This window comes from Streptomyces sp. NPDC060027, from assembly GCF_042737005.1.
Taxonomy (GTDB): domain Bacteria; phylum Actinomycetota; class Actinomycetes; order Streptomycetales; family Streptomycetaceae; genus Streptomyces.
The window spans coordinates 1-25869 of the sequence record NZ_JBHWVI010000125.1 but is presented as its reverse complement, the minus strand read 5'-3'; the positions used below and the strand labels follow the sequence as shown (position 1 = coordinate 25869).

The following is a 25869-nucleotide window of genomic DNA, read 5'->3' as shown; positions in this document are numbered from 1 at the left end:
GCTGAGGTGCTGGACCGGCACCTGCACCACCTGCGGCCGCCCCCTGCCCAGCCCTCGGAGCAGCCGCAGACAGCCCACAACCTAACGAAGCACTAATAGTTCCTGTCCGGTCGATCACGGTGGAGGATGCCGACGGCGGCTGGTCGGTGCCGGTGAGGGGGGTGTGGTGCGGGCAGCCGCAAGGCGGAGGGGGAGGCGACGCGGTGGGGGCACCTCCCGGCCGAAGGCTGGGGGACGCCGTCGACCGACGACGACGCCGCTGGGGGTCCCCCTGCTCGAAGAGCTTGGGGGAGGGTGTGTCACACCCCGCGTCTCCGCCGTGATCGACCGGCCAGGTCCTGGGCGTACCCCAGCCGCCGTCCGAGCCGGGGCGATGCCGGATGGCGGGGCCCGTGACGACCCTGTTGTCAGTGGCGGCTCGTAGGCTGGTGCCACCATCCCAGCGATCCAGTCGGGTTGTTGCTGCTGAGGCCCCGCCGGAGTGATGCCCGCGCGGGGCACTCGACCTGCCCGCCCGGCTCGTCGGCCGCAGGGATCAAGCCCGACGGCGGAGCGGCCGGCGATCGCTGCTCAGCGGTGAGCACGCCCCGCTCGGCGGCGGACACGGTCGTCCTGATGACTGGGAGACGACTGGGGGATGACTGGGAGACGACGGGGAGAACGGGCCCCCAAGTCGACCCGTGCCGCTCCCTGGCTCTGCGGCCCGGCGCGAGTTCAGGAGCGCGACGCAGTCCTGGAGGGGAGCCGCTGCCTCAGCCGGCGGATTCGGCGGCGTGGGGGCTGAGGACATCCGTGCTGACCAGCGCGATGATGACGATGCCGAGCGCGATCCGGTACCAGACGAACGGCATGAAGCTCTTGTGCGAGATGAACTTCATGAACCAGGCGATCACCGCGTAACCGACGGCGAACGCGATGATCGTCGCGAAGATGGTGGGGCCCCAGGACACATGGCCCTCCGCGGCCGCGTCCTTGAGCTCGAAGGTGCCGGAGGCGAGGACGGCCGGCATGGCCAGGAGGAAGGAGTAACGGGCCGCCGCCGCGCGGCTGTAGCCCATGAAGAGGCCGCCGCTGATGGTCGCGCCGGACCGGGAGACGCCGGGGATCAGGGCCATCGCCTGGCAGACGCCGTACAGCAGGCCGTCCCGGGTGTTCAGGTCCTCAAGTACCTTGCGCTGCTTGGCCGCCCGGTGCTTTCCGCCCGACTCGTCGCGTGCCGCGAGCCGGTCGGCGATGCCTATGACGATGCCCATCACGATCAACATCGTGGCGGTGACCCGCAGATCGCGGAACGGTCCCTCGATCTGGTCCTTGAGCGTGATCCCGAGCACGCCGATCGGAATCGAGCCGACGATCACCAGCCAGCCCATCTGGGCGTCGTGGTTCCTGCGCATCGCCTTGTTCGTGAGCGAGCGGAACCACGCCGACAGGATCCTTCCCACGTCCTCGCGGAAGTAGATCAGCACCGCGGCCTCCGTGCCGAGCTGCGTGATGGCGGTGAAGGCCGCACCGGGATCCTCCCAGCCCGCGAACGCCGCGGTCAGCCGCAGATGCGCGCTGGAGGAGACGGGAAGAAATTCGGTCAGCCCCTGGACGAGTCCGAGGATGAGGGATTCAAACCAAGACATGAAGTTACGTGGTCCAAGTGCTGGTCGTGGAAGGGGCGACGGGCACGCCGTATCGCGGTGCGGGGTGATCACGGGTGTTGAGGGCAGCGTAGCGTCCGCGTGCGACAGCGCGGTCACAGGGGTTTCGCAGCCGGACGGGGCCGCCCTCCGCCGTCCCGGTGCAGGGCGTTGTCGTCCCTGGTGGCGGGCCCGGAGGTGGTCCGTCGCCGACCGGTCCGGCTCGGGTAGCGCCGAGGTCGGGCCAGGGTCCCTCCAGGGTCCGGTTCAGCTCCGGCCCAGGTCCGAGCCGGGGCGGATGGGATCCGGACCCTCGGTGCGATGGGGGTCTGGACCCGCCGCGTGATGGAGTCCGGACCCGCGGCGTGATGGGGGGTGACCGTGCGGTGGCCGGGGGTGTTGACCGGCCACCGGGCCGCCGCTTACGTTGCTGCGGCAGGGAAAGCGCTTGCTGTCGCCGGGGGGCCATGCGTGGTCATGCGCTCGGTGGCGCCACGCGTTGGCCGCCGTCTGACATCACGTCCGACATCACGTCCGATGGAGCGCTGATCAGGTAGATGACCTCATCCCGTACCGCAGTCGATCCCCAGGCCTCTCCGAGCCGCACCGCGGACACCGTGAACACCTCGAGCAGGGCGGGCACCCCTCTCGACCGTCGCCGTATCAGGGCCGCCGTCGTCGGCGCGGGCGCCATCGCTCGCGGGAGTCACCATCCCGCACTCGCCCGGCTCGCCGAGGAGGGCGAGACGGAGATCGTCGCGGCGGTGGACATCGCCGAGGGCGCGGTCCGGGCGTTCTGCGCCGAGGCGGGCATCCCGCACGCGTACACCGATCTGGACCGGATGCTAGAGGAGCAGCGGCCCGATCTCGTCGCCGTCTGCACCCCGCCGACCCTGCACCGCGAGCAGACCGTCGCCGCGCTGCGGGCGGGCGCGTGGGTGTGGTGCGAGAAGCCGCCCGTGCCGACGCTCGCCGACTTCGACGCCGTCGAGGCGGCGGAGGGCACGGACGGCGGGCCGTACGCCGCGATCGTCTTCCAGCATCGCTTCGGCTCGGGCGCCCGGCACGTACGGCGCCTGATCGCGGAGCGGGCCATGGGCCGGCCGCTCGTCGCGCACTGCCAGACCACCTGGTACCGCAACGCCGACTACTACGCCGTCCCCTGGCGCGGCCGCTGGGCGACGGAGGGCGGCGGGCCCGCGATGGGGCACGGCATCCATCAGATGGATCTGCTGCTCGATCTGCTGGGGCCGTGGACCGAGGTGCGCGCGATGACCGGTCGTCTGGTGCACGACGTGGAGACGGAGGACGTCTCGACCGCACTGGTCCGCTTCGCGAACGGCGCCCTGGCGACCGTCGTCAACAGCGTCCTGAGCCCCGACGAGGTCAGCCGTGTCCGCGTCGACTGCGAGCGCGCCACCGTCGAGCTCACCCACCTCTACGGTCACGGCAACGACAACTGGCGGATCACTCCGGCGCCCGACGTGCCGGAGGCGGACGTCGCGGCCTGGCGGGACTTCGGCGCGGACGTGCCCAGTTCGCACCTCGCGCAGCTGCGGGACCTCGTCGCGAGCATGCGGGCGGGCGAGCGGCCGCGCAGCAGTGGTGCCGACGGGCGCACCAGCCTGGAGCTGATCACCGCGCTCTACAAGTCGGCGTTCACGGACACGACCGTCCGAGCGGGGGAGATCGGTCCGGGAGACCCGTACTACACGGCGCTGCACGGCGGCGCCCCCGGCTGGGCGCCCACCGCGACCGAGGCGCCGGACGGGACGGTGCCGTCGGAGGCGGCGGATGCCGACGGGCGGCCGGCCGTGCCGGGCGGGGGCGGGCTGCCCGGGGTCGAGGCGTCCGGGACGGTCAGCGCGGAGGTCCGGGCATGAGCGGGTCGTCCGAGCGGGGTCTGCGGCTCGTCCACACGCACGGGGAGCGCATCGCGATCAGCGAGGTCTCCACCGGCGTCGAGCTGGTGAGCTATGTCTACCGGCCCGAGGCGGCCTGGGAGTCCCCGAAGCCCTATCTCCACCCCCTGCGGACGCTGGCCGGCAACGTCGTGACGGACTACCGCCCGAACGACCACCGCTGGCACAAGGGCCTCCAGATGACGGCCTCGCACCTCTCCGGCCAGAACCTGTGGGGCGGCAACACATACGTCCAAGGAAAGGGATATCTCGAACTCCCGGAGCGTGTCGGGTCGATGGCGCATGTCGCCTTCGAGGAGGTCACCGCGGAGGACGGTGGCGCGGTCATCGCCGAGCGGCTCACCTGGCATCCCTACGACGGTGCGCTGTGGGCCGAGGAGGAGCGCCGCGTCGAGGTGCATGACGTCGACCCCGGGGCGGGCTCCTGGGCGCTGACCTGGAGCTCCGCGATCACCAACCGCCGTGAGGAGCCGCTGCGCTTCGGCAGTCCGACGACCGCCGGGCGCGAGATGGCCGGCTACACAGGCCTGTTCTGGCGCGGACCGCGTTCCTTCCGGGACGGGCGGGTCATCGGTCCGGAATCCGAAGGGCCCGACCTGATGGGGCGGCAGGCGCCCTGGCTCGCGTACTCGGCCGAGCACGACGGCACCGACGGTCACGCGACCCTCGTCTTCGCGCATGCCCCCGAGAACGACCATTCCGGGTCGCGGGGCACCCACCCGGCCCACTGGTTCGTGCGCAACGAACCCTTCGCGGCGGTCGCCCCGTCCCCGGCCTTCTTCGAAGAGCTGGAACTCGCCCCCGGTGCCACCCTCGCCCGCCGTTACCGGGTGGTCGTCGCCGAGGGGGCCTGGGAACGCGAGGACGTCGTCACGTACCTGGCGGAGCACCCCTGGTGAGCGTCGTGACTCCCGGCTTTCCGGGGCTCCCGGGAGCCGTCGCCGTGTCGCACCTGCGGGTGTACGACTGGCCCGCGGCCGACGGCGCCTGCGGCGGAACACCCCATCTCCACCTGACCTGCTCGGAGGCGTACGTCGTCACCGGCGGGCGGGGTTACGTCCAGACGCTGACGGCATCGGCGTACGAGGTGACGCCGCTCGTGCCCGGCACGGTCGCCTGGTTCACCCCGGGCACGATCCACCGGCTCGTGAACGAGGACGACCTGCGCATCACCGTGCTCATGCAGAACAACGGCCTGCCGGAGGCGGGCGACGCGGTCATGACCCTTCCCCCGGAGTACCTCACCGATCCCGGGACCTACGCGGCGGTGACCGTCATTCCGGCGGACGCGCCGGAAGGAGAGCAGGCGCGCTTCGCCCGCGCCCGGCGTGATCTCGCCCTGGAGGGCTATCGCGCGCTGCGTGACGCGGACGGGCCCGCGCCGCTCGCGGCCTTCCATCGGGCCGCCGCGGCCCTGGTGCGGCCACGCCTCGCGGAGTGGCGGGCGCGGTGGCGACGCGGCGCAGAGGCCGCCGCCGCTGCCACGGCGGACCAGCTCGACCGGCTGGAGCGGGGCGACTCCTCGCATCTCGCCGACGCCGTCGTGCGGGCCGAACGGCCTTCTGCGCGAGGTCGGTTCGGCATGTGCGGGCGGCTCGACGTCTACGACGGGGCCGGGTAGGGAGTACGGCCCCACCCGCGGGACAGGACGCATCCCTCTCCGGCCGCCTTCGCGTCCCCGGCGCCCTGCCGGCGGTCACGCCACCGCGGGCCCCGTCGCCGTCCAGCCCGGAGCCTGGGGGTGGGCGGTGAGATCGTCGTGTTCGACCTGCTCCCCGCACTCCCGGCAGACCACCTGGGGGACCAGTTCGTGGCCGCAGGTGTGCTCCAGCACCATGGGACGGAAGCCGCCCTCCTGAAGGTGGCGGTCGCCCCATGCCATGAGGGTGAGCAGGACGGGTTCCAGTTCGAGACCCGCCCGGGTGGGCCGGTATTCGTAGCGCTTCGGGCGGTCGCTGTACTCCGCCTTCTCCAGCAGCCCGGCGTCGACGAGGCGCTTCAGCCTGGTCGTCAGCACGTCACGAGGGGCTCCGGTGTTGCGCACCAGCTGGTCGAAGCGCGTGGCGCCGAGCGACACCTCGCGCAGGACCAGCAGGGAGTACTTCTCGCCGACGAGGGCGAGCGTCGCGGCGATCGAGCAGGGGCGGGCGTCCTTCATGCCATCAGTCTACCGAGTGGGTTGGAACTTCCAACCCACTCGGTTACTCTTGGGTCACTTGGAGAGTTGGAAAATCAAACTTACCGGGTTCGAAGGCCGGACGCACCCGGCCGCCGGTTCCCCGACCTCAGAGATCTGAGAGGCATCCCATGCGCGACGCCGTGATCGTCGAAGCCGTACGCACCCCGGTGGGCAAGGGCAAGCCGAACGGCTCCCTCGCCCACGTCCACCCCGTGGAACTCCTCGCCCACACCCTCCGTACGCTCGTCGAGCGCTCAGGGATCGACCCCGCGCTGATCGACGACGTCATCGGCGGCACCGTCGACCAGGTCGGCGAGCAGGCCATGAACACCACCCGGTACGCATTGCTCTCCGCGGGATTCCCCGAGTCGGTGCCCGCGACCACGGTGGACCGCCAGTGCGGCTCGTCGCAGCAGGCCGTGCACTTCGCCGCGCAGGGCGTCATGTCGGGGGCCTACGACATGGTCGTGGCCTGCGGTGTGGAATCGATGAGCCGGGTGCCGATGTGGTCCAACGTGCCGGCGGGCGCGGACCCCTTCGGGCCCGGGGTCGCCGAGCGCTACCCCGAGGGGCTGGTGCCGCAGGGCATCAGCGCCGAACTCATCGCCGCCAAATGGGGCATCACCCGCGAGCGGATGGACGCCTTCGCCGTCGACTCGCACCGGAAGGCCGCCGAGGCGTGGAGCGGCGGTCTGTTCGACGCCGAGGTCGCGCCCCTGGAAGGTGTCACCCGGGACGAGAGCGTCCGTCCCGGCACCACCCCGGACGTACTCGCCGGGCTGAAGCCCGCCTACTACGACCCCGCCTTCGGCGAGCGCTTCCCGCAGATCGACTGGTCGGTCACGGCCGGGAACGCGAGCCCGGTCAACGACGGCGCGTCCGCCGTGCTCATCACGTCGAGCGAGACCGCCGCCCGCCTCGGCCTGCGGCCGGTCGCCCGGCTGCACAGCTTCGCCGTCACCGGTTCGGACCCGCTCCTGATGCTCACCGGCGTCGTCCCGGCCACCGAGAAGGTGCTGCACAAGGCCGGGCTGGGCCTCGGCGACATCGACCTCTTCGAGGTGAACGAGGCCTTCGCCGCCGTCGTCCTCGCCTGGCAGCAGGAGACCGGGGCGGACCTCTCCAAGGTCAACGTGCACGGCGGGGCGATCGCGATCGGGCACCCGCTCGGCGCGAGCGGCACCCGCCTCACCACGACCCTCGTCCACGCGATGCGCGCCCGCGGGGCCCGCTACGCACTGCAGACGATGTGCGAGGCGGGCGGACTGGCAAACGCGATGATCCTGGAGGCCGTGCGCCCCTAGCGGCCGTCGTGCCTCAGCGACCGCGCAGGTGGTGGCGCTTGCGCCAGGCCACCACCGCTCCGGCCAGGGCGGGGAGCGCGATGAAGGCCATCGCGATCAGGAAGGCCGGGGAGGTCGGTGACGACGCACGGGCACCGGCGACGGCGTACGCGGCGGTGTTCGGGATCGAACCGAGCGCCGTCGCGAGCAGGAAGGGCAGCCAGCCCATGCGGGAGACGGCCGCGCAGTAGTTGGCGGCCCAGAACGGCACACCGGGGAACAGCCGGGCCGCCATCATCGAGCGGAAGCCGTGCCGGCTGAGCTGACCGTCCGCCGCCCTCAGCCAGCGGGCTCGCAGCAGCGGCCGCAACGCGTCCTGCCCGAGGACCCGGCCGAGCCCGAAGGCGACACCGGCACCGAGCACCGTGCCCACCAGGGCGGTGCCCAGGCCCAGTTGGGAGCCGAACAGAGCGCCGGCCGCCAGATTGAGCAGCGGGCGGGGCACGAACGCGACCGTGCACAGCCCGTACGCCACGGCGAACGCGACGGCCGCCGCGGCGCCGCCGAGCTGGGGCGGCCAGCCGTCGGCGAGCAGCCGCTGCGGTTCGAAGAGCAGCACGCTCGACGCGGCCGCCGCGAGCAGCACGACCAGCAGGGAGAGCCGCGACCACGGCGAGAGCAGCGCTCTCAGGCAGAGCCCGGCCGGGCCGGTGCGTGCGGCGGTCGGGTCTACGGGTGCGGCGACGGCGATCTCCGAGGCGACGACCAGGTCGGCGGCGACGGTGAGCTCCGTGGCGGCGGCCTGGGGAGTGGCCGTGGCGGTGCCCCCAGAGCGGGTGGTGGCATCGAGCATCCGGTGACACTAACCGACACACGTGTGTGATCGCCGTATGGTTCGTCTCATGGGCGTCACAGCTTCCGGAACGTCAGGTGCCCGGTTCGAGGTGCCGAACAGCCCTCTCGCGGACATCGTGCTGGACCGGCTCACAGCTGTCTACGCGGCTGCCGCCGACCCCCGCCGGGCCGCGTCGATGCGCGCGTACATGAAGGACATCGCCCCTTTCCTCGGGCTGACGACGCCCGAGCGCCGCGCACTGTCCCGCACCGTGCTCGTGGACACCGCCCGCCCCGGCGAGGCGGACTGCGCGGCGATCGCGCTGCGCTGCTGGGAGCTGCCGGAACGCGAGTACCAGTACTTCGCCGTCGACTATCTGCGCCGCCATGTGGCGCGCCTGTCGCCGGGCTTCCTGCCGGTGGCCCGGCACCTCGTCACCACCGTCTCCTGGTGGGACACGGTCGACGCGCTCGCCGCGCACGTGGTGGGAGGCCTGGTGGCCGCCGACCCGGAACTGCGGACCGACATGGACGCCTGGATCGAGGACGACGATCTGTGGGCCGCCCGTACCGCGCTGCTCCATCAGCTCCGCTACAAGGAGGCCACCGACACCGGGCGCCTCTTCGCGTACTGCGTCCGCCGGGCCGGCCATCCCGACTTCTTCATCCGCAAAGCGATCGGATGGTGTCTGCGCGAGTACGCCAAGACCGACCCGCGGGCGGTACGGGACTTCGTCGCCGCGGAGCGGGAGAGACTCGCGCCGCTGTCCGTGCGCGAGGCGCTCAAGAACATCGGCCCGTGACCGCCGACGGCCTCCCCAGGGACCCCTCGGCCCCCTGAGACACCGCCCGCACCACGCCGGTCCCAGGGGCCGGAAAACCATTCGACGTGCGCAGACGCGTCGGCGATGATCTCCTCATGTTCCGGTACGCCTTCCTCCTCGCAGCATCCGCAGTCGCGGATGCGCCGAAGGCTGCCGTCCAGATCATCACGGCAGCCGTCGACGGCGCCCGAAGCTGACCCTTCCCGGATTGTCCGGCGGACCCCGCAGGGGGAGGGTCGGGAAGTCCTCGGGGTCCCCGTCCCGGCCCGTACGCGCCGGGGCCATCACTCAGCTCAGCTGACACTGAAGAGGCTTCGAGGTACAGCCATGCCCAAGACGGCTTACGTGCGCACCAAACCGCACCTGAACATCGGCACCATGGGTCACGTCGACCACGGCAAGACCACCCTGACCGCCGCCATCACCAAGGTTCTCGCCGAGCGCGGCTCCGGCGGCTCCACCCGCTACGTACCGTTCGACCGGATCGACCGGGCGCCGGAGGAGGCCGCGCGCGGCATCACCATCAACATCGCGCACGTCGAGTACGAGACCGACACCCGGCACTACGCGCACGTGGACATGCCGGGCCACGCCGACTACGTCAAGAACATGGTCACGGGAGCGGCCCAGCTGGACGGGGCGATCCTCGTCGTGTCCGCGCTGGACGGGATCATGCCCCAGACCGCCGAGCACGTGCTGCTCGCCCGGCAGGTGGGTGTCGACCACATCGTCGTCGCCCTCAACAAGGCCGACGCGGGTGACGAGGAGCTCACCGACCTCGTGGAGCTGGAGGTCCGAGAGCTGCTCTCCTCGCAGGGCTACGGGGGCGACTCGGTACCCGTCGTACGGGTGTCGGGCCTCAAGGCCCTTGAGGGGGACCCGAGGTGGACGGCGGCGATCGACGCGCTGCTCGACGCGGTGGACACCTATGTGCCGATGCCCGAGCGCTATCTCGACGCGCCGTTCCTGATGCCGGTCGAGAACGTGCTCACCATCACCGGACGCGGAACGGTCGTCACCGGTGCCGTGGAGCGCGGCACGATCCATGTCGGCGACCGCGTCGAGGTACTCGGCGCGGGCGTCGACACGGTCGTCACCGGCCTGGAGACCTTCGGCAAGCCCATGGAGGAGGCGCAGGCCGGCGACAACGTGGCGCTGCTGCTGCGCGGCGTGCCCCGCGACGCGGTCCGCCGCGGGCACATCGTCGCCGCGCCGGGCAGTGTCGTACCCAGCAGTCGCTTCACGGCGCGGGTGTACGTCCTGTCGACGCGCGAGGGCGGCCGTACGACAGCCGTCTCCACCGGGTACCGGCCGCAGTTCTACATCCGCACCGCGGACGTGGTCGGCGACGTCGACCTCGGCGAGCGGGCCGTCGCCCGGCCCGGCGACACCGTCACCATGACGGTCGAGCTCGGGCGCGAGGTGCCGCTCGAGCCGGGCCTCGGCTTCGCGATCCGCGAGGGCGGCCGGACGGTCGGCGCGGGGACGGTGACGTCGGTCGGCTGACGCCCGGCCCGGTACGGCGACGCGGGTGCCCGCCCCGAGGGGGCGGGCACCCGTGCGCGCCGTTGTCGGTACCGCACAATGGACCCGTGGACGAGCCGATACCCGTGACGCGGGCCGTGGATCACGGGACCGCCAAGCTGATGCCCGACGTGGACCGCGAGCGGGCGTGGCTGCTGACCGTGGACGGCGCGCCCCAGTCGTACGTCGATCTGGACGAGCCGACACATCTGGAGTTCGAGTACACGCGGCGCCTCGGGCACGTGCTGGACACGGTGACGGAACCGGGGCGCGCGCTGGACGTGCTGCATCTCGGCGGCGGGGCGCTCACCCTGCCCCGCTACGTCGCGGCCACCCGGCCCGGCTCCCACCAGCACGTGGTGGAGGCGGACCAGGGCCTGCTGGCCCTGATCGGCGAGTATCTGCCGGTGCCCGGCGGGGCGGGTATCGAGGTGCACGGCGTCGACGCCCGCACCTGGATCGAAGCCGCCGCCCCCGACTCCGCGGACATCCTGATCGCGGATGTCTTCGGCGGCTCGCGCGTACCCGCGCATCTGACGTCCACCGCCTACGCGAGCGCCGCCGAACGTGTGCTGCGCCCCGACGGGGTCTACCTCGCCAATCTCGCGGACGCGGCGCCCTTCGCTTTTCTCCGCTCCCAGCTCGCCACGTTCTCGACGGTGTTCGAGGAGCTCGCCCTCATCGCCGAACCCGGCGTGCTGCGCGGACGGCGCTTCGGGAACGCGGTGCTCGTGGCCTCCCACCGCCCGTTCGACACGGCCGCCCTGGCCCGCCGTACCGCGGCCGACGCCTTTCCCGCACGCGTCGAACACGGCCCCGGGCTCCGGGACTTCATCGGCGGGGCCGCTCCGGTGCGCGACGAGGACGCCGTCGCGTCACCCGAGCCGCCCGGCGGAGCCTTCGGCATCGGCTGACGCGGGTTCCGCGTCGGCCGATACCGGGATGCCCTGCGCCACCGGCCGGGTCCGCCGCGTCAGATTCCGGACGTCCGGGACGCACAGCACCGCCGCCGTGACCACCACGACCAGCGTCGCGCAGCCCCACAGCGCGGGCGTCCGGCCGAAGGCCTGCTCCGCGGGCCCCGCCAGCGCCGTGGCCAGGGGGACCATGGCGATCGACCCGAACCAGTCGTACGCCGACACCCGCGAGAGCTTGTCCTCGGGGATCTCCTGGTGGAGCGCCGTCATCCAGGACACGCCGAACACCTCGATCGCCAGGCCGCTGACGAACATCACGGCGTACAGCGGCCCCACCGGTACGGGGACCGCGAGCGCCGCGGCCGGCGCCGCCAGCGGGAAGACGCACAGGGTGCCCGCGAACAGCAGGCGACGGGGCTTCCAGCGGGTCATGAGCAGCGCGCCGCCGACGGTCCCGGCGCCGAACGCGCCGAGTGCCAGTCCCCAGGGTCCCGCACCGCCGAGACTGTCCCGGGCGACCAGCGGACCGTAGACCGCGTCGGCGGCTCCGACGACCGCGACCACCACGGAGAACTGCGCGACGATCGTCCACAGCCAGGGCCGTCCGACGAACTCGCGCCAGCCGTCGCGCAGATCGGCGAGCAGGCCGCCGCCGGGTTCGCGCGGCGGTATGTGGCTGACGTCGAGGAACGAGCGCAGCGCCCCGGCGACCGCGAACGCCACCGCGTCCACGGCCAGCACCCAGCCCGGCCCGATCACGGCCACCAGTACACCGCCGAGGGCCGCGCCGCCGAGTCCCGCGCCCTGCATCGCCATCCGGAACATCGCGAACGCGCGGCTCGCCTGCTCACCGCGGACCGAGGACATCAGCATGCCCTCGGCGGCCGGGTTGAAGAACGCCTGCCCGGTGCCGCCGAGCGCGGACAGCAGCATCATCTGCCACAGCCGTGCCTCACCGGAGATGACCAGGACGGCGAACACCGCCTGCGACACACAGTTGAGGGCGTTGGCCGCGACCATCACCCGATGGCGCGGGAGCCGGTCCGCGACCGCCCCGCCGATCAGCAGGAACAGCACCAGCGGCAGGGTCCGTGCCGCTGCCACCAGGCCGACGTCGCCGCCGTCGCCCCCCGTGTCGAGCACCGCGAAGGCCGCCGCGATGAGGGCGCCCTGGCTGCCCAGGTTGGTGACGACCGCTGCGGCGGTCAGCAGGGTGTAGTTCCGGCCCGCCCAGGAAGGGCGGCGGGAGGGTCGGCGCAGGTCGGCGGCTGAGGTCACCGGGAGACTATCGCCGCCCGGTGCCCGACTTGCCAAACCGATTGCACCCGCACGGGGTGCGAACTCCGCCCGGCCGCGGCTACGCGCCCCTTTCACGGCCGCGAAGGCCCGGCGGGAGGCCGGGAACCCCGGGCGCTCATTCGCGTGCGCCCAGGTCCCGGGGGATCAGGAACCCGTCGGCGCGCCGTGCAGCCGTACGGTGCTGAGGATCTTCTGGACGGTCGCGTCCGAGACCTCCTCCGAAACGCCCTTGGCGCCGTAGAACGTCCAGGACACGAAGTCGCTCTTGGAATTCTTGAAGACGAACGTGGTCGCCTTGCCGTCGGAGTCGCACTTGCTCTTCTTGGCGACGCCCGCGGAGTACGTCGTGGCGACACTGCCCTTGACGCCCGACGCCGTGGTGTACGCCTTGGGCTTGCCGATCTTCAGCAGCTTCTTCGAGGCGGTCTTCTGGTCGGTGTAGCCGCCGAAGACCCACCACGCGGAGTCGCTGCGTGCCACGTCGTCGGTGTTCTTCGCACCGCTCTGGCCCTTGGTGCCCGCGGCGGCCAGTGAGGTGTCGCTCGAGTAGCCGTCCTTGTCGTCGTCGGACGTGCACCACTTTTCCTTGAGGAACGCGGGCGCGGACATGCCGATGAGTATGGAGCCGTCGCCCTTCTTGTCGTCCTCGAAGCCTATGAAGGTGCCGGGCGTCTCGACCTTCCAGTCCGCCGGTACGTCGAAGGCGGTGCCCCACTTCGGGTTCACCACGACCTTCCAGCCGGCGATCGTCGCCTTCTCCTCGTCGCCGCCGCGCGGATTGTCGTCACTGCCGCTCGCGCTCGGCGACGTCGAGGCCGACGCCTTCGGGGACTTGGACGCGTCGCCGCCCGCGTCGTCGTCCTTGTCGCCACCGCCCAGGACGAGGACTCCGGTCACCCCGGCGGCGATCACCACGGCCGAGGCCGCGATGATCGCGGTGATCTTGGTCTTGTTGCCGCCACCACCGCCTCCGGGCGCCTGGGGCGCGCCGAGGGGATCCGACGGGGCTCCCCACTGCTGCTGCCCCGGCTGCGGTCCGTACGGATCCGGCTGCGGGTACCCCGGCTGCTGGTATCCGGGCTGTTGATACGGATTCGGCTGCTGGTACCCCGGCTGCTGGTACGGGTTCTGGTCCTGCGGGTTCTGCTCGCCCCCGGGCGGCTGCTGTCCTGGCCACATGGCTGGTAACGATAGAGGGGCGTGGGACCCGAGTGCCACGGCGGTACCCGAAAGGGCCGGGCCGCCAGGGCACTTGTCCCTTTGATCCCGGCTCAGGACCCCGTCGGATCGCCGTGCAGGCGTACGGTGCTCAGGATCTTCAGGATCGTCGCGTCGGGGATCTCGTCCTTCACGCCGGTGGCTCCGTAGAGGTTCCACGCCACGTAGTCGCCCGCGGAGTTCTTGAACCCGAACGTGACGGCCTTGCCGTCGCTCGCGCACTTCCCCTTCTGGGGCGTGTTCTTGGACCTGGCCCAGGCGACGCTGCCCGTGACGCCCGATGCCGTGGTGTAGCGCTTGGCCTTCTCGTCGAAGGTGAGGCTCTTCTTGTCCGGCTGGGTGTAGCCGCCGAACACCCACCAGGGCACCTGGTTCACGGCGACCTCATCGGTGTTCTTCGCGCCGCTCGCGCCCTTGGTGCCCACGGCGCCCAGCGCGGTGTCCTCCGTACGGCCGTCCTTGTCGTCGTCGGACGAGCACCACTTGGACTTGAAGTAGGCGGGTGCCGACATCACGATGATCGGCTTGTCGCCGGCCTTGGCATTGTCCTTCTCGAAGCCGATCGAGGTGCCCGGCGACTCGACCTCCCAGTCCGCGGGGACGTCGAAGGCCGTGCCCCACTTGGGATTGACGACGACCTTCCAGCCGGCGACCGTCGGCTGCTCGCCCTCACCGCCGCGCGGGTCGTCGTCGGAGGGCGACGCGCTCGGGTCCTTCGGAGCGCCGGTGGTGGGCCTCGTGTCCTTGCCCGTGTCGCCGCCCACGACCTTGTCGTCCTTGTCGCCGCCGAGCACGAGGACGCCTGTCACCCCGGCGGCCACGACCACGGCGGTGGCCGCCACGATCGCGATCACCTTCGTCCGGTTCCCGTTCCCGGGCGGCGGCGTGGGCGCACCCACGGGAGAGGGAGAGGACGTACCCCACTGCTGTTGTCCGGGCTGCTGTCCGTACGGCCCCGGCTGCTGGTACCCGGTCTGCTGGTACCCGGGCTGCTGATAGGGGTTCGGCTGCTGGTACCCCGGCTGCTGGTACGGGTTCTGGTCCTGCGAGTTCTGCTCGCCCCCGGGCGGCTGCTGTCCTGGCCACATGGGCAGTCACCTTAGTGGCGCCTGTGAAACGTTTCGGTCACCGCGTCTCGTCAGGCGTGTACCGGAGGGCGGCGCCCGCTCGCGCCGCTGATCGACTTCGGCGGTGGGCTGTGGGGCTGGTCAAGAATTGCTACCCATGGGTAACATCGCGGTATGAGCGCAGACCAGATGACGATCGGCGAGATGCTCGCCGCGACCGTACCGATGGCCCGGACCCTGAACCTCGAGTTCGTGGAGACCACTCCCGAGAAGGCCGTCGTGGCGCTCCCGGACCAGGGCGACTTCCACAACCACGTCGGCGGACCGCACGCCGGAGCCATGTTCACCCTGGGGGAGTCGGCGAGCGGAGCGATCGTCCTCGCAGCCTTCGGGGACCAGCTCTCCCGCGCGGTGCCGCTCGCGGTCAGCGCCGAGATCGCCTACAAGAAGCTCGCGATGGGTCCGGTCACGGCCACCGCGACGCTCGGCCGGCCCGCTGCCGACGTCGTCGCCGAACTCGACGCCGGCCGGCGCCCCGAGTTTCCCGTCGCCATCGCCATCCAGCGCGCCGACGGCGCTGTCACCGGCGAGATGACCGTCGTGTGGACACTCCGCCCGAACGGCTGAGACCCACCTCGCGCGCAGGGCCCTGATCGGGGAGTACGACCTGATCGGGGCCCTCGGTCGTTGTGCCGGGCCCTCGGCCATTGTGCCGGGGACCGGGGGCGGTCAGCCGCGCGGCGCTCGCACGGTGACCGTCTGCGTGACCCGGGTGCAGAGCCGGCGCCGGTCGTCCTCGATGTCGCACTCCACGACCGCCGTGTCGCGTCCCACCCGCAGTACGCGGGCCTTCGCGTATGCGGCTCCCTCGCGCACGGGCCGCAGGAAGTGGGTGGTGGAGGTGGTGGTCGCGGGAACGGCACGCGCGGGGCCGTTCAGCGCGGCGCACACCGCCGAGGCGACATCGGCCAGGCCCATCAGCGCACCCCCGTGCAACCCGCCGCCCGCGGTGGACAGTTCGGGCACGAAGTCGAGTTCGGCGTCGACTCCCTCGGCCGACAGGGCGGTGAAGCGCACGCCGAGGGTTCTGGCGTAGGGGGCCATGGCGTAGATCCCTTCGGCGGTGACGGTCACATCGAGCTCCTTGTGGGAGGGGCGGGACGGAAGTCGGTGATCCTTTCTATCAACTCCCCTTCGGGCGTGGGGAGTTCCTGGCATGGTTCCTCGCCCGGGACCCCGGGAGGCGGACGGGCGCCCGGGGGGAGTGTCCGGTCGTGGTGGCAGGAGGACCGCTTCGGCGCCCCCGCGAGTGCCGGGGCCCGAGGGTCAGTACTTGAGCTCGAGGAGGATGCGGGCGGGTCCGACGCCGGTGGCGAACGGGACCGCCCGAGGCGAGAGCGCGAGGGCCGGTGCGCCGCGGCCGCCCCGGGCCGCACGCCTGTTCCCTTCCGGCCGTTCATGCCCGACGCTGACCTGTGGGCGGTGCGTGCGCGTCGCCCGTGGGCCGGGGCGCCGGTTCCCGGACGGCGAGGAGTGCGGGCGTGGGCGTACGCGGGCGGACGGCCGTCCTGGTGACCGGTGGCAGCGGATTCGTCGGGAGCCACCTGGTCCGGCGGCTGCTGGAGCGGGGCTACACGGTCCGCACCACCGTGCGCGGGACCGCGAGCGCGGCGAAGACGCGGCCGCTGAGGGAGATGCAGGAGGCCTTTCCCGGCCGGCTGGCGCTGTTCGAGGCGGACCTGCTGACCGAGGGATCCTTCGACGCGGCGATGAGCGGCTGCGGTGTGGTCTTCCACGTGGCGTCGCCGTTCCTGATGCCGGAGCGGATCAAGGACGGCCGCAGGGACATGGTCGACCCGGCCCTGCTCGGCACGCGCAACGTGCTGGCGGCAGTGGAGCGGACGGCGACGGTCGAGAAGGTCGTCCTCACCTCCACCGTCGGCGCGGTCTTCGGCGACTACATCGACGTCCGGAGCATGGACGGCGGGGTCCTGTCGGAGCGGTACTTCAACACCACGAGCACGGTCGAGAACAACCCGTACCACTACGCGAAGACACTCGCGGAGCGTGCGGCGTGGACGGCGGAGGCGGCCCAGGACCGCTGGCGCCTGGTGTCCGTCAACCCGGGCCTGATCCTCGGCCCGTCCCTCACTCCCACATCGGAGTCCGGCAGCCTGTTCCTCCTGGAGGAACTTTTCAAGGGCTACTTCTTCTACGGCGCACCCGATTTCAGCTTCACCACGGCGGACGTCCGCGAGGTCGCCGACGCGCACATCGCGGCGGCGGAGCGCCCGGACGCCGAGGGCCGCTACATCGTCGCGGCCGAGACCATGACGTCCTTCCACGACATGGCGCGCATCGTCCGGAGCCGGTATCCCCGCGATCTCCGGCTGCCCCGCACCGCGCTCCCGCACTGGCCGGTCCGCATCCTGGGCCCGGCCTTCGGACTGACGCAGGACTACATCCGCAAACACCTCGGCATCCGGTTCCGGGTGGACAACAGCCGGAGCGTGCGGGAACTGGGGATCACCTACCGCCCGGTCGAGGAGACGCTCCTCGACCACTACGCGACCTGGCGGCGGCAGCGCGGGGCCGCCGACGGAAAGGAACGGACGCGCGCCGACCGGGCCGGCGCGTCCTGATCGAGGACACCGGAGGGCGGACGCACGGGACCCACGGGGCGAGTCTCGCGTCCGGACGGCCGTTCAGAGCGACCAGGTAGGCTTCCCGGCGGGCGCTCCGGGGAAGCGCACCCCGGGTGATCATGCGAAACACGGTCGCCCGGGTCACGTACAGCCAAACGGGAGGAACCGGCGTTGCACGTCCAGGACTGGCTCGAGACGGTGCCCGCGGTCAGTATCTACGCGCTCGTGGGCCTGGTCATCGGCCTGGAGAGCCTGGGCATTCCGTTGCCCGGAGAGATCGTCCTGGTCTCGGCGGCGCTGCTCTCCTCACAGCACGAGGGCATCAACCCGGTCATCCTCGGCGCGTGCGCCAGCATCGGGGCGATCGTCGGCGACTCCATCGGCTACGCCATCGGCCGCAAGGGCGGACGCCCGCTGCTGGCCTGGCTCGGCGCGAAGTTCCCCAGACACTTCAGCGAAGGCCACGTCGCCACGGCCGAGCGTTCCTTCCAGAAGTGGGGCATGTGGGCCGTCTTCTTCGGCCGCTTCATCGCGCTGCTGCGGATCTTCGCGGGCCCGCTCGCCGGTGTGCTGCGGATGCCGTACTGGAAGTTCCTGATCGCCAACGTCCTCGGCGGCATCATCTGGGCCGGCGGCACCACCGCGGTCATCTACTACGTCGGTGTCGTCGCCGAGTCCTGGCTGAAGCGCTTCTCGTGGCTCGGCCTGGTCGCCGCGGTGCTGATCGGACTCGCCTCGATGCTGATCGTCCGACGCAAGGCGAAGAAGGCGGCGACGGAGCACGCCGCAGCGGGGCCGGAGCCCGTCCCCGCCGCCGAGTAGGGCGGCTACTCGTGGATCTCGCGGTGCGCCTTCGCCAGTTCCACGTAGAAGGTGCCGTTCAGCGAGAGGCCCTCGCGCTCCTCGTCGGTCAGCGGGCGCCTGACCTTGGCGGGGACACCCGCGACGAGTGAGCCCGGCGGGACCTGCATCCCCTGGGGCACCAGTGCCTGCGCCGCCACGAGCGAGCCGGTCCCGATCACGGCCCCGTTGAGCACCGTGGCGCCCATGCCGATCAGACAGTCGTCCTCGACGGTGGCGCCGTGCACCACGGCGTTGTGCCCGATCGAGACCCGCTTCCCGACGGTGATGGGGAAGCCGGGGTCCACGTGCAGACTGCAGTTGTCCTGCACGTTGCTGTCGGCGCCGATGACGATCGGGCCGCAGTCGGCGCGCAGCACCGCGCCGTACCAGACACTCGCGCCCGCGTGCAGCGTGACGTCTCCGATGACCACGGAGGTGGGCGCCACGAAGGCATCCTGGTCCACCTGCGGCTCCTTGCCGCCGATCCCCTTGATCAGCGCCTGCTGCGTCGTCACCGTGTCACCGTCTCGTCGTCTCGTCGTCCGGTCCCGCTGGGTACACCGGCACCGTATGTCATCACCCCCGCCCCCGGTGGGGCGAAGATCACAGCCGTGCGACCTCATCGGCACAGCCCCCTCTGAGTACCGTGAGCGGGTGCCCAGGAGCAAGAACACGTTCTCATCATGGCGGCGACGCCTCGCGCAGCGCGCCGTCCACGCCGGCTGGGCCTGGGCGCAGCGCAAGGGCGCGGTCACGGCCGAGCACCCGGGGCGGTTCCGCTTCGGTGTCATGGGAGCCAACACCAGACTGGCCTTCCCGCTCGGCACGGTCTTCGGCGAACCCTGGATCCACATCGGCTCGTACTGCATCGTCGCCGAACAGGTCACCCTGACCGCGGGCCTGATGCCCGATCTCGACCTCGGTCCCGAGCCGATCCTGCGCATCGGTAACGGTGTCGTGCTCGGCCGCGGCAGCCACGTCATCGCCGACACGACGGTCACGATCGGCGACGACTGCTACTTCGGGCCCTATGTCTATGTGACGTCCACGAACCACTCGTACGACGATCCGCACGAGCCCATCGGCAAGCAGTGGCCGCGCATGGAGCCCGTGGAGATCGGGCCGGGCTGCTGGATCGGGACCAACGCGGTGATCCTGCCGGGCGCGCGGATCGGGCGGAACGTCGTGGTCGCGGCCGGTGCGGTGGTGCGGGGCGTGGTGCCGGACCACTCCGTGGTGGCCGGGGCCCCCGCACGTGTCGTCCGGCGCTGGGACCCCGTGGCCGGATGGCAGCCGCCGCTGCGCACGCCGCCGCCGGTGCCGATTCCCGACGGGGTGACGCCGGACCAGTTGCTGGCGCTCTCGGAACTGGACGAGGAGACGGTCGCGCGACTCGCGGAACTGGACCTCGACGCGCGGGACGCCTCAGCGGACGTCCACGCGCGTCCCGAGGACATCCGCGCCGACTCCTGAACCGACGGCCGGTCCGCGCCGGGTTCTGGACCTGAACCCGGGCTCAGCCTGTCGCCAGGAGCACCGTGCCGACCAGCGCCAGCCCCGCTCCGGCGGCCTGCACCGCGCGCAGCCGCTCACTGAGGAGGCCGCGTGCGGCCAGGGCCGTGACCACCGGGTAGAGCGAGGCGAGGACGGCGGCGACGGTGACCGGGCCGTGCTGGGCGGCGACCGAGTACGTGCCGTTGGCCGCGACGTCGGCGAGGCCGACGAAGGCGAGCGCGGGCAGGGACGCCCAGGGGAAACCGCCCTCGGGGAGGGCGGGCGCGCCGCGCCGGACGGAGACGGCCAGGGCCGCGCCACCGGTGACGACGTTGGTGACGCGCTGGACGAACAGCGCCAGGAAGAGCCCGGTGACCGAGGACGACGCCTCCGCGATCAGCACGAACACGGTGCCGAAGCCGGCCGCCGCGATCAGCGTGAGGAGGATCGCCTGCCGCTGCACCGGGGCGCCCCGCAGCTGGGGTCCGCCCGCGAGGACGACGCCCGCCACAGCGACCGCGATGCCCGCGATCTGCAGCAGCCCCGGACGCTCCCCGAGGAACAGGCCGACGCCGATGGGGACGGCCACGGCCAGCGATCCGAGCGGGGAGACCACGCCCATCGGTCCGAGTGCGAGCGCCTTGTAGAACGAGAGCAGGGCGATCGGACCCACCAGTCCCGCGGCGACCGCGAACCACAGCTGCGGCCCCGCCGCGCTCCAGCCGCCGGTGGCCACCACGATCGCGCCGAGGACCACCGCCGCGATCGACTGGGAGGCGACGACCACCGTGAGGGCGGGCGTGCGTCGGGTCAGCAGACCTCCGCCGAAGTCGGCCAGGCCCCACAGGAGGCTGGTGGCCAGGGCGAAGAGTGCTGTCACGGGGTGCCTCGCAGTACAGTTCGGTGAACGATCAGGTGCACCACACGATAGTTCATCTGATTGAACTCTGTCATTCAAAATATTGGACGGAATGTGTCGGATCTCGACCTGCTGACTCAGTCCCTGGCGCGCAACGTGAAGCGCTGGCGCACCGAGCGCGGCTTCACCCTGGAAGCGCTCGCCGCCCGCGCCGCAGTCAGCCGCGGCATGCTCATCCAGATCGAGCAGGCCAGGACCAACCCCAGCCTGGGTACCGTCGTCAAGATCGGCGACGCCCTCGGCGTCAGCATCACCACCCTCCTCGACTACGAGCAGGGGCCCAAGGTCCGGATCGTCCCCGCCGAACAGGCCGTACGTCTGTGGCACACCGAGGCGGGCAGCTACAACCGGCTGCTGGCCGGCACCGAGGCGCCCGGCCCGCTGGAGATGTGGGACTGGCGGCTGATGCCCGGCGAGGGCAGCCCGTCCGACCCGCACCCCTCCGGCACCGTCGAACTCGTGCACGTCATCGCGGGCGACATGACTCTCACCGTCGACGGCGTCGAGCACCACGTCCCCGAGGGGGCGAGTGTGTCCTTCGAGGCCAACACCCCTCACACGTACGCCAACAAGGGTGGGGTCCCGGTCGAGATGGTCATGGCCGTGTCGGTCCCCCTCGTGCACTGACGGCCTCCGGCCGGTCCGGTCCGCGTGGCTGTTAGCGTGCCGCCATGCGCGCTCCCATCGGACACTTCGACCACGCCGTCCCCGCCCCCGGCTGCCTGGACGAGCTCATCCGCCCCGTCGCCGACGCCGTGCGCGACTGGCGCGGCACCACCCCCGCCGAGCGGATCGTCTACGTCGACACCGACCCCGAGTGGGCCGACACCGCCACCTTCGTCGAGCACTACGGCAAGGAACTGCTCGACCGGTCCGCCAACTGTGTGGTCGTCGCGGGCAGGCGTGGTGGCGAGACCACGCTCGCCGCGTGCCTCGTCCTGTCCACCACCCGTGTCGACGTCAACGGAGCCGTACGGCGTCAACTGGGTGCCCGGAAGGCCTCGTTCGCCCCGATGGACACCGCGACCGGTGAGACCGGCATGGAGTACGGCGGCATCACTCCCGTCGGACTCCCGGGCGACTGGCCGGTGTTGGTGGACTCGGCCGTGGTCGACCTGCCGTACGTGCTCGTGGGCAGCGGCCGTCGGCGCGGCAAACTCCTGGTACCGGGCAAGGCGTTCGCGGAGCTGCCGAACGTGGTCGTGCTGGAGGGGCTGGGCATCGCCTGATCCCGCACGCAGGGGTGTGAAGGGCTGCCGCGGGACGGGGCTCCGCCCCTCACCGGGCGGGGGTGCCCTGGTCCGCGCTGAAGCGTGACGGGCCGGTGCCCTCTGAAGCGTCGTGCTCGTCGTGCTCGTCGTGCTTCGCGCCTGTTCGTGCTGGTTCACGCCTGTGCGTGATGTGCCAGCGTCCGATGCGGGTCCGCCTCCCCGGGCGCCGGTGCCGGATCGGCGTGGACCAGGGCGGCGGTCAGTTTCGGGACGGCGTGCAGCAGGGCGTGTTCGGCCTCGACGGCGATGTCGTGGGCCCGGCGCACGGTCGCCTCGCCGTCCACCACGACCGCCACCTCGGCGCGCAGCCGGTGCCCGATCCAGCGCAGCCGCAGTTCGCCCACGTCACGCACTCCCGCGACCTCCCGCAGCGCCCGCTCGGCGTGGTCCACCAACTCCGGTTCCACGGCGTCCATCACACGCCGGAAGACCTCCCGGGCGGCATCGCGCAGCACCAGCAGGATCGCGGCGGTGATCGCCAACCCCACCAGCGGGTCGGCGAGTTGCCATCCCAGTGCCGCGCCGCCCGCGCCCACCAGCACCGCGAGCGACGTGAACCCGTCGGTACGGGCATGGAGTCCGTCCGCGACCAGCGCGGCGGAGCCGATCTTGCGACCGACCCGGATGCGGTGTCGGGCCACCCACTCGTTCCCGGCGAAGCCGATGAGCGCGGCGGCCGCGACCACGGGGATGTGCCGGACGGGGTGCGGGTCGAGCAGCCGGTCCACCGCCGCCCAGGCCGCGAAGGCGGCGGACGCGGCGATCGTCAGCACGATCACGATGCCCGCCAGGTCCTCCGCCCGCCCGTAGCCGTAGGTGAAGCGCCGCGTCGCCGCGCGACGGCCCAGCACGAAGGCGACCCCGAGCGGCAGGGCCGTCAGCGCGTCGGCGGCGTTGTGCACGGTGTCGCCGAGCAGCGCGACCGACCCCGACATCACGACAACGACCGCCTGTGCCAGGGCCGTTGCGCCGAGGACGGCCAGGGAGACCCACAGGGCCCGCATGCCCCGGGCCGACGACTCCAGCGCCGAGTCGAGTTTGTCGGCGGTCTCGTGGGAGTGAGGGGTGAGGAGGTGGCGCAGCCGGCCCGTGAGCCCGCGCGGATGGCTGTGCCCTCGAGGGATCGTGTGGCCGTGGCCGCGGTCGTGGGGGGCGTGGCCGTGTTCGTGACCGTGACCGTGTTCATGGCCGTGGCGGGCGTGTTCGTGGGCGTGTTCGTGATGGTGCGGGTCGTTCACGTGCGTCCCCTTCCGGCGTGCGGGAGTGGACGTGCGGGCGCCCACGACGCCATTATGTGCGTATGAGCGCACGCATGCACCTATCACCTGCGCACGATGCGCACCCGCGCACCCCCGGCGAGGAACAGTTCGCGCTCGCCGCCGAACTCCTCGCCCTCCTCGGTGATCGCACCCGCCTCGCGCTGCTGCACGCCCTGACCGGCGGCGAGGCCGATGTCTCGACGCTGACCGAGACCTGCGGGGCGGCCCGCCCGGCCGTGAGCCAGCACCTGGCCCGGCTCCGTCTCGCCGGGCTGGTGAACACCAGGAAGGAGGGGCGCCGGGTGATCTACTCGCTCGGGGACGGACATCTGCGCCGGGTGGTCGACGAGGCGTTGAGCCTCGCCGACCACCGGCTCTCCGACCGGCCGGCGCACGACTGAAGCACGTGCGGAGACTCGGGCCCCCTCCGGAGCCGACCTGAGGGTGAACCCGCGGCGGGTCCGCCACGGCCGGGCTGACGTGCGGGCGAGTCCGTGTGCGGGCGGGCTGACGTGCGGGCGAGCCCGTGTGCGGCCGAGCCCGTGCGGGGGCTGATGTCAGGGTGTCGCCGTGTGATCGCCCGGGGGCGCCACGTGGTCCTCGCCCTCCTCGCCCTCCTCCAGCAGGTTCGCCGCCGCGCCCACGATGCTCGGGTCGGGGCTGCCGACGACCTCCTCGTCCTTGTTCTCGTAGGCGAAGCGGGCCAGGACGCTGCGCATGGCCTCGACACGGGCCCGCTTCTTGTCGTTGCTCTTCACCACCGTCCAGGGCGCCTGCTCGGTGTCCGTCTCGCGGAACATGGCGACCTTGGCCGCCGTGTAGTCGTCCCAGCGGTCCAGCGAGGCCAGGTCCATGGGGCTCAGCTTCCACTGCCGTACCGGGTCGACGTGACGGATCGTGAAGCGGGTGCGCTGCTCACTCTGGGAGACCGAGAACCAGAACTTGATCAGGTCCACACCGTCGTCGACGAGCATCCGCTCGAAGGCGGGCGCCTGCCGCATGAAGCGCCGGTACTCGTCGTCGGTGCAGAAGCCCATCACGCGCTCCACACCCGCCCGGTTGTACCAGGAGCGATCGAACATCACGATCTCGCCCTCGGTCGGAAGATGCTCCACGTACCGCTGGAAGTACCACTGCCCGCGCTCCCGCTCGGTCGGCTTCACCAACGCGACCACGCGCGCGCCGCGCGGGTTGAGGTGCTCGGTGAAGCGCTTGATCGTGCCGCCCTTGCCGGCCGCGTCGCGCCCTTCGAAGACGATGACGAGCCGCCGGCCGGTCTCCTTGATCCAGCTCTGCAGCTTCAGCAGCTCGATCTGCTGGAGCCGCTTGTGCCACTCGTACTCCCTGCGCTCCATGCGCTGCTCGTACGGATAGTTCTCCCGCCAGGTGTCCACCGGACTGCCGTCCGGCCGGATCAGTACGGGGTCGTCGTGGTCGGTGTAGTCGACCCGCATGCCTGCCAGCAGTTCCGTCATCCGGCCCTCCTCTTCCCCTGTTCCGATTGTCCGCTGATCGGCTTCTTCCCGCCGTGTCAGAGGAGCTGCGGCACGAGAGGTAGATGCCGTACGCCACCACGGCCGCGCAGCCCAGGAAGCACAGCCCGGCCTACGGGAACCCGAGGGTGTCGCTCCCGGTGTCGCCGTGACGCGCGGCCTCGACCCGGGCGTGGCCCAGCACACCGAGGGCGAAGACGGTGGCCGGCAGCGCGGCGACCCCCGCCACGACCGGCGAGGCCACCGCGGGGATCAGGATCCTCTCGACCACCTTGTCGAAGTACGCGCCCTGCTCACCCGAGCCGGCCCACACCGCGCCGATGAGCCCGCCGAAGAGCGCGTTCGAAGGCCAGAGCCGTCACGATGACGACCGCCACCAGGAACGTGATGTGGTCCATCCCCCAAGGGAAGCAATCGGAGGCGTACGTAAGGAGAACCGGAGGCAAACGCTCGCACGTGCGAGTGGAGGTGAACGTGCGGTTGCGAGCAAAGCGGGCAACTCCTCTCCTTTTCGGAGATCTTGAGGACCCGTCAAATTGCTTGCCCGCACCGCGAAGCGCTGAAGATGATGATGACCATGCAGCTCTTCACCGCCCCTGACGGAACCCGACTCGCCCATCACGCAAGGGGCGAGGGCCCGCCGCTGCTCTGTCTGCCCGGCGGACCCATGCGGGCCTCCGTCTACCTCGGTGACCTCGGCGGACTGACACTGCACCGTCGGCTGCATCTGCTCGATCTGCGAGGCACCGGCGACTCCGCGCTTCCGGACGACCCGGCGACGTACCGCTGCGACCGGCAGGTCGACGACGTCGAGGCGTTCCGCGCGCACCTCGGGCTCGACCGGGTCGATCTGCTCGCCCACTCGGCGGGTGGCGACCTCGCGCTTCTCTACGCCCTCCGTCACCCGGGGCGGGTCCGCTCCCTCACCCTGGTCACCGCACGGGCGCGGGCGCTCGGCGTCGACTTCACCGCGGAGCACCGCGCGGAGGGCGCGGCGCGGCGCGCGGCGGAACCGTGGTTCGCGGGCGCGCACGAGGCGTACGGGCGGATCTGGGCCGGCACCGCGACCGATGCCGACTGGGACGCGGCCACCCCGTTCTTCTACGGTCGCTGGGACGCGGCGGCGCGGGCGCATGCCGCGACCGAGGTCGACCAGACCAACGAGGAGGCCGCCGATCACTACGCGGCACCCGGCGCCTTCCGGCCCGCCGACGCGCGTGAGGCCGTGGCCGTCTGGGACGCGCGGGTACTCC

Annotated in this window: 27 protein-coding genes; 15 read left to right on the top strand and 12 right to left on the bottom strand. The window is 71.7% G+C overall.

What is annotated here, in order from left to right:
- Positions 1-752: 752 nt before the first annotated feature.
- Positions 753-1628: an undecaprenyl-diphosphate phosphatase gene (locus tag ACFWBT_RS27105; protein WP_385705061.1), complete on the bottom strand. Its 876-nt coding sequence runs from the start codon at positions 1626-1628 to the stop codon at positions 753-755.
- 554 nt (positions 1629-2182) lie between these two features.
- On the opposite strand from ACFWBT_RS27105, the gene ACFWBT_RS27100 reads away from it, so the two are divergent.
- The 3 genes from ACFWBT_RS27100 to ACFWBT_RS27090 are packed head-to-tail and all read left to right on the top strand — an operon-like array spanning position 2183 to position 5168.
- Positions 2183-3508 carry a Gfo/Idh/MocA family protein gene (locus ACFWBT_RS27100; protein WP_385705059.1) on the top strand — a complete coding sequence of 442 codons (1326 nt, stop codon included), beginning with the start codon at positions 2183-2185 and terminating at the stop codon, positions 3506-3508.
- The gene (locus ACFWBT_RS27095; protein ID WP_385705057.1) at positions 3505-4446 is read left to right on the top strand and encodes a PmoA family protein; all 942 of its coding nucleotides are present in this window, start codon (positions 3505-3507) and stop codon (positions 4444-4446) included. The genes ACFWBT_RS27100 and ACFWBT_RS27095 overlap by 4 nt, the downstream gene beginning before the upstream one ends.
- 5 nt (positions 4447-4451) lie before the next feature.
- Positions 4452-5168 carry a cupin domain-containing protein gene (locus tag ACFWBT_RS27090; protein WP_385705062.1) on the top strand — a complete coding sequence of 239 codons (717 nt, stop codon included), beginning with the start codon at positions 4452-4454 and terminating at the stop codon, positions 5166-5168.
- 75 nt (positions 5169-5243) lie between these two features.
- On the opposite strand, the gene ACFWBT_RS27085 is transcribed toward ACFWBT_RS27090, so the two are convergent.
- On the bottom strand, positions 5244-5705 hold the full coding sequence (locus ACFWBT_RS27085; RefSeq protein ID WP_385705055.1) for a winged helix-turn-helix transcriptional regulator: 462 nt from the start codon (positions 5703-5705) through the stop codon (positions 5244-5246).
- A 149-nt stretch (positions 5706-5854) separates the two neighbouring features.
- Here ACFWBT_RS27085 and ACFWBT_RS27080 point away from each other — a divergent pair, with 149 nt between their 5' ends.
- Positions 5855-7030 carry a thiolase family protein gene (locus ACFWBT_RS27080; protein ID WP_385705053.1) on the top strand — a complete coding sequence of 392 codons (1176 nt, stop codon included), beginning with the start codon at positions 5855-5857 and terminating at the stop codon, positions 7028-7030.
- A gap of 13 nt (positions 7031-7043) precedes the next feature.
- Here the strand turns inward: ACFWBT_RS27080 and ACFWBT_RS27075 are convergent, their stop codons facing one another.
- A complete protein-coding gene (locus ACFWBT_RS27075; RefSeq protein ID WP_385705051.1) occupies positions 7044-7862 on the bottom strand; it encodes a TVP38/TMEM64 family protein in 819 nt (272 codons plus the stop codon).
- Positions 7863-7911: 49 nt separating this feature from the next.
- Between ACFWBT_RS27075 and ACFWBT_RS27070 the strand changes: the two genes are divergently transcribed.
- From ACFWBT_RS27070 to ACFWBT_RS27060, 3 genes are all read left to right on the top strand, one after another.
- Entirely contained in the window at positions 7912-8646 is a 735-nt protein-coding gene (locus ACFWBT_RS27070) for a DNA alkylation repair protein (protein ID WP_385705049.1), read from the top strand.
- 348 nt (positions 8647-8994) lie between these two features.
- Positions 8995-10173, top strand: coding sequence for an elongation factor Tu (gene tuf, locus ACFWBT_RS27065; RefSeq protein WP_385705048.1), 1179 nt, complete (start codon positions 8995-8997; stop codon positions 10171-10173).
- Between the two features lie 86 nt (positions 10174-10259).
- Positions 10260-11105, top strand: coding sequence for a spermidine synthase (locus ACFWBT_RS27060; protein ID WP_385705046.1), 846 nt, complete (start codon positions 10260-10262; stop codon positions 11103-11105).
- Here ACFWBT_RS27060 and ACFWBT_RS27055 read toward each other — a convergent pair.
- From ACFWBT_RS27055 to ACFWBT_RS27045, 3 genes are all read right to left on the bottom strand, one after another.
- Complete coding sequence (locus tag ACFWBT_RS27055) at positions 11067-12386, bottom strand: MFS transporter (RefSeq protein WP_385705044.1); 1320 nt, start codon at positions 12384-12386, stop codon at positions 11067-11069. The two genes, ACFWBT_RS27060 and ACFWBT_RS27055, sit on opposite strands and share 39 nt — an antisense overlap.
- 165 nt (positions 12387-12551) lie before the next feature.
- The gene (locus ACFWBT_RS27050; protein ID WP_385705043.1) at positions 12552-13586 is read right to left on the bottom strand and encodes a hypothetical protein; all 1035 of its coding nucleotides are present in this window, start codon (positions 13584-13586) and stop codon (positions 12552-12554) included.
- A gap of 92 nt (positions 13587-13678) precedes the next feature.
- A complete protein-coding gene (locus ACFWBT_RS27045) occupies positions 13679-14713 on the bottom strand; it encodes a hypothetical protein (protein ID WP_385705041.1) in 1035 nt (344 codons plus the stop codon).
- Between the two features lie 153 nt (positions 14714-14866).
- On the opposite strand from ACFWBT_RS27045, the gene ACFWBT_RS27040 reads away from it, so the two are divergent.
- Positions 14867-15319 (top strand): DUF4442 domain-containing protein, encoded by a 453-nt coding sequence (locus ACFWBT_RS27040; RefSeq protein WP_266756182.1) that lies wholly within the window; start codon positions 14867-14869, stop codon positions 15317-15319.
- A 102-nt stretch (positions 15320-15421) separates the two neighbouring features.
- On the opposite strand, the gene ACFWBT_RS27035 is transcribed toward ACFWBT_RS27040, so the two are convergent.
- Positions 15422-15826 carry a PaaI family thioesterase gene (locus ACFWBT_RS27035; protein ID WP_385705039.1) on the bottom strand — a complete coding sequence of 135 codons (405 nt, stop codon included), beginning with the start codon at positions 15824-15826 and terminating at the stop codon, positions 15422-15424.
- Positions 15827-16233: 407 nt separating this feature from the next.
- Between ACFWBT_RS27035 and ACFWBT_RS27030 the strand changes: the two genes are divergently transcribed.
- Complete coding sequence (locus ACFWBT_RS27030) at positions 16234-17334, top strand: NAD-dependent epimerase/dehydratase family protein (protein WP_385705037.1); 1101 nt, start codon at positions 16234-16236, stop codon at positions 17332-17334.
- A gap of 174 nt (positions 17335-17508) precedes the next feature.
- On the top strand, positions 17509-18159 hold the full coding sequence (locus ACFWBT_RS27025) for a DedA family protein (protein ID WP_385705036.1): 651 nt from the start codon (positions 17509-17511) through the stop codon (positions 18157-18159).
- 5 nt (positions 18160-18164) lie between these two features.
- Here ACFWBT_RS27025 and ACFWBT_RS27020 read toward each other — a convergent pair whose 3' ends face one another.
- Positions 18165-18695 carry a gamma carbonic anhydrase family protein gene (locus ACFWBT_RS27020; RefSeq protein WP_385705034.1) on the bottom strand — a complete coding sequence of 177 codons (531 nt, stop codon included), beginning with the start codon at positions 18693-18695 and terminating at the stop codon, positions 18165-18167.
- Between the two features lie 139 nt (positions 18696-18834).
- On the opposite strand from ACFWBT_RS27020, the gene ACFWBT_RS27015 reads away from it, so the two are divergent.
- On the top strand, positions 18835-19653 hold the full coding sequence (locus tag ACFWBT_RS27015) for an acyltransferase (protein WP_385705032.1): 819 nt from the start codon (positions 18835-18837) through the stop codon (positions 19651-19653).
- A gap of 43 nt (positions 19654-19696) precedes the next feature.
- Here the strand turns inward: ACFWBT_RS27015 and ACFWBT_RS27010 are convergent, their stop codons facing one another.
- Complete coding sequence (locus ACFWBT_RS27010) at positions 19697-20554, bottom strand: EamA family transporter (RefSeq protein WP_385705030.1); 858 nt, start codon at positions 20552-20554, stop codon at positions 19697-19699.
- Positions 20555-20647: 93 nt separating this feature from the next.
- Here ACFWBT_RS27010 and ACFWBT_RS27005 point away from each other — a divergent pair, with 93 nt between their 5' ends.
- Both ACFWBT_RS27005 and ACFWBT_RS27000 read left to right on the top strand, forming a co-directional pair.
- Positions 20648-21220, top strand: coding sequence for a helix-turn-helix domain-containing protein (locus tag ACFWBT_RS27005; RefSeq protein ID WP_385705028.1), 573 nt, complete (start codon positions 20648-20650; stop codon positions 21218-21220).
- 44 nt (positions 21221-21264) lie between these two features.
- Positions 21265-21822, top strand: a complete 558-nt coding sequence (locus tag ACFWBT_RS27000) for a YbaK/EbsC family protein (RefSeq protein WP_385705026.1) — start codon at positions 21265-21267, stop codon at positions 21820-21822.
- Between the two features lie 155 nt (positions 21823-21977).
- On the opposite strand, the gene ACFWBT_RS26995 is transcribed toward ACFWBT_RS27000, so the two are convergent.
- A complete protein-coding gene (locus ACFWBT_RS26995; RefSeq protein ID WP_385705024.1) occupies positions 21978-23102 on the bottom strand; it encodes a cation diffusion facilitator family transporter in 1125 nt (374 codons plus the stop codon).
- A gap of 62 nt (positions 23103-23164) precedes the next feature.
- Here ACFWBT_RS26995 and ACFWBT_RS26990 point away from each other — a divergent pair, with 62 nt between their 5' ends.
- Positions 23165-23524 (top strand): metalloregulator ArsR/SmtB family transcription factor, encoded by a 360-nt coding sequence (locus ACFWBT_RS26990; protein ID WP_266756158.1) that lies wholly within the window; start codon positions 23165-23167, stop codon positions 23522-23524.
- A gap of 156 nt (positions 23525-23680) precedes the next feature.
- Here ACFWBT_RS26990 and ppk2 read toward each other — a convergent pair whose 3' ends face one another.
- The gene (gene ppk2, locus ACFWBT_RS26985) at positions 23681-24598 is read right to left on the bottom strand and encodes a polyphosphate kinase 2 (RefSeq protein WP_385705022.1); all 918 of its coding nucleotides are present in this window, start codon (positions 24596-24598) and stop codon (positions 23681-23683) included.
- Positions 24599-24728: 130 nt separating this feature from the next.
- Positions 24729-24929 carry a hypothetical protein gene (locus ACFWBT_RS26980; protein WP_385705020.1) on the bottom strand — a complete coding sequence of 67 codons (201 nt, stop codon included), beginning with the start codon at positions 24927-24929 and terminating at the stop codon, positions 24729-24731.
- Positions 24930-25193: 264 nt separating this feature from the next.
- Between ACFWBT_RS26980 and ACFWBT_RS26975 the strand changes: the two genes are divergently transcribed.
- Positions 25194-25869 (top strand): alpha/beta fold hydrolase (locus tag ACFWBT_RS26975; RefSeq protein ID WP_385705018.1); only part of this gene is annotated, 676 nt, incomplete at its 3' end.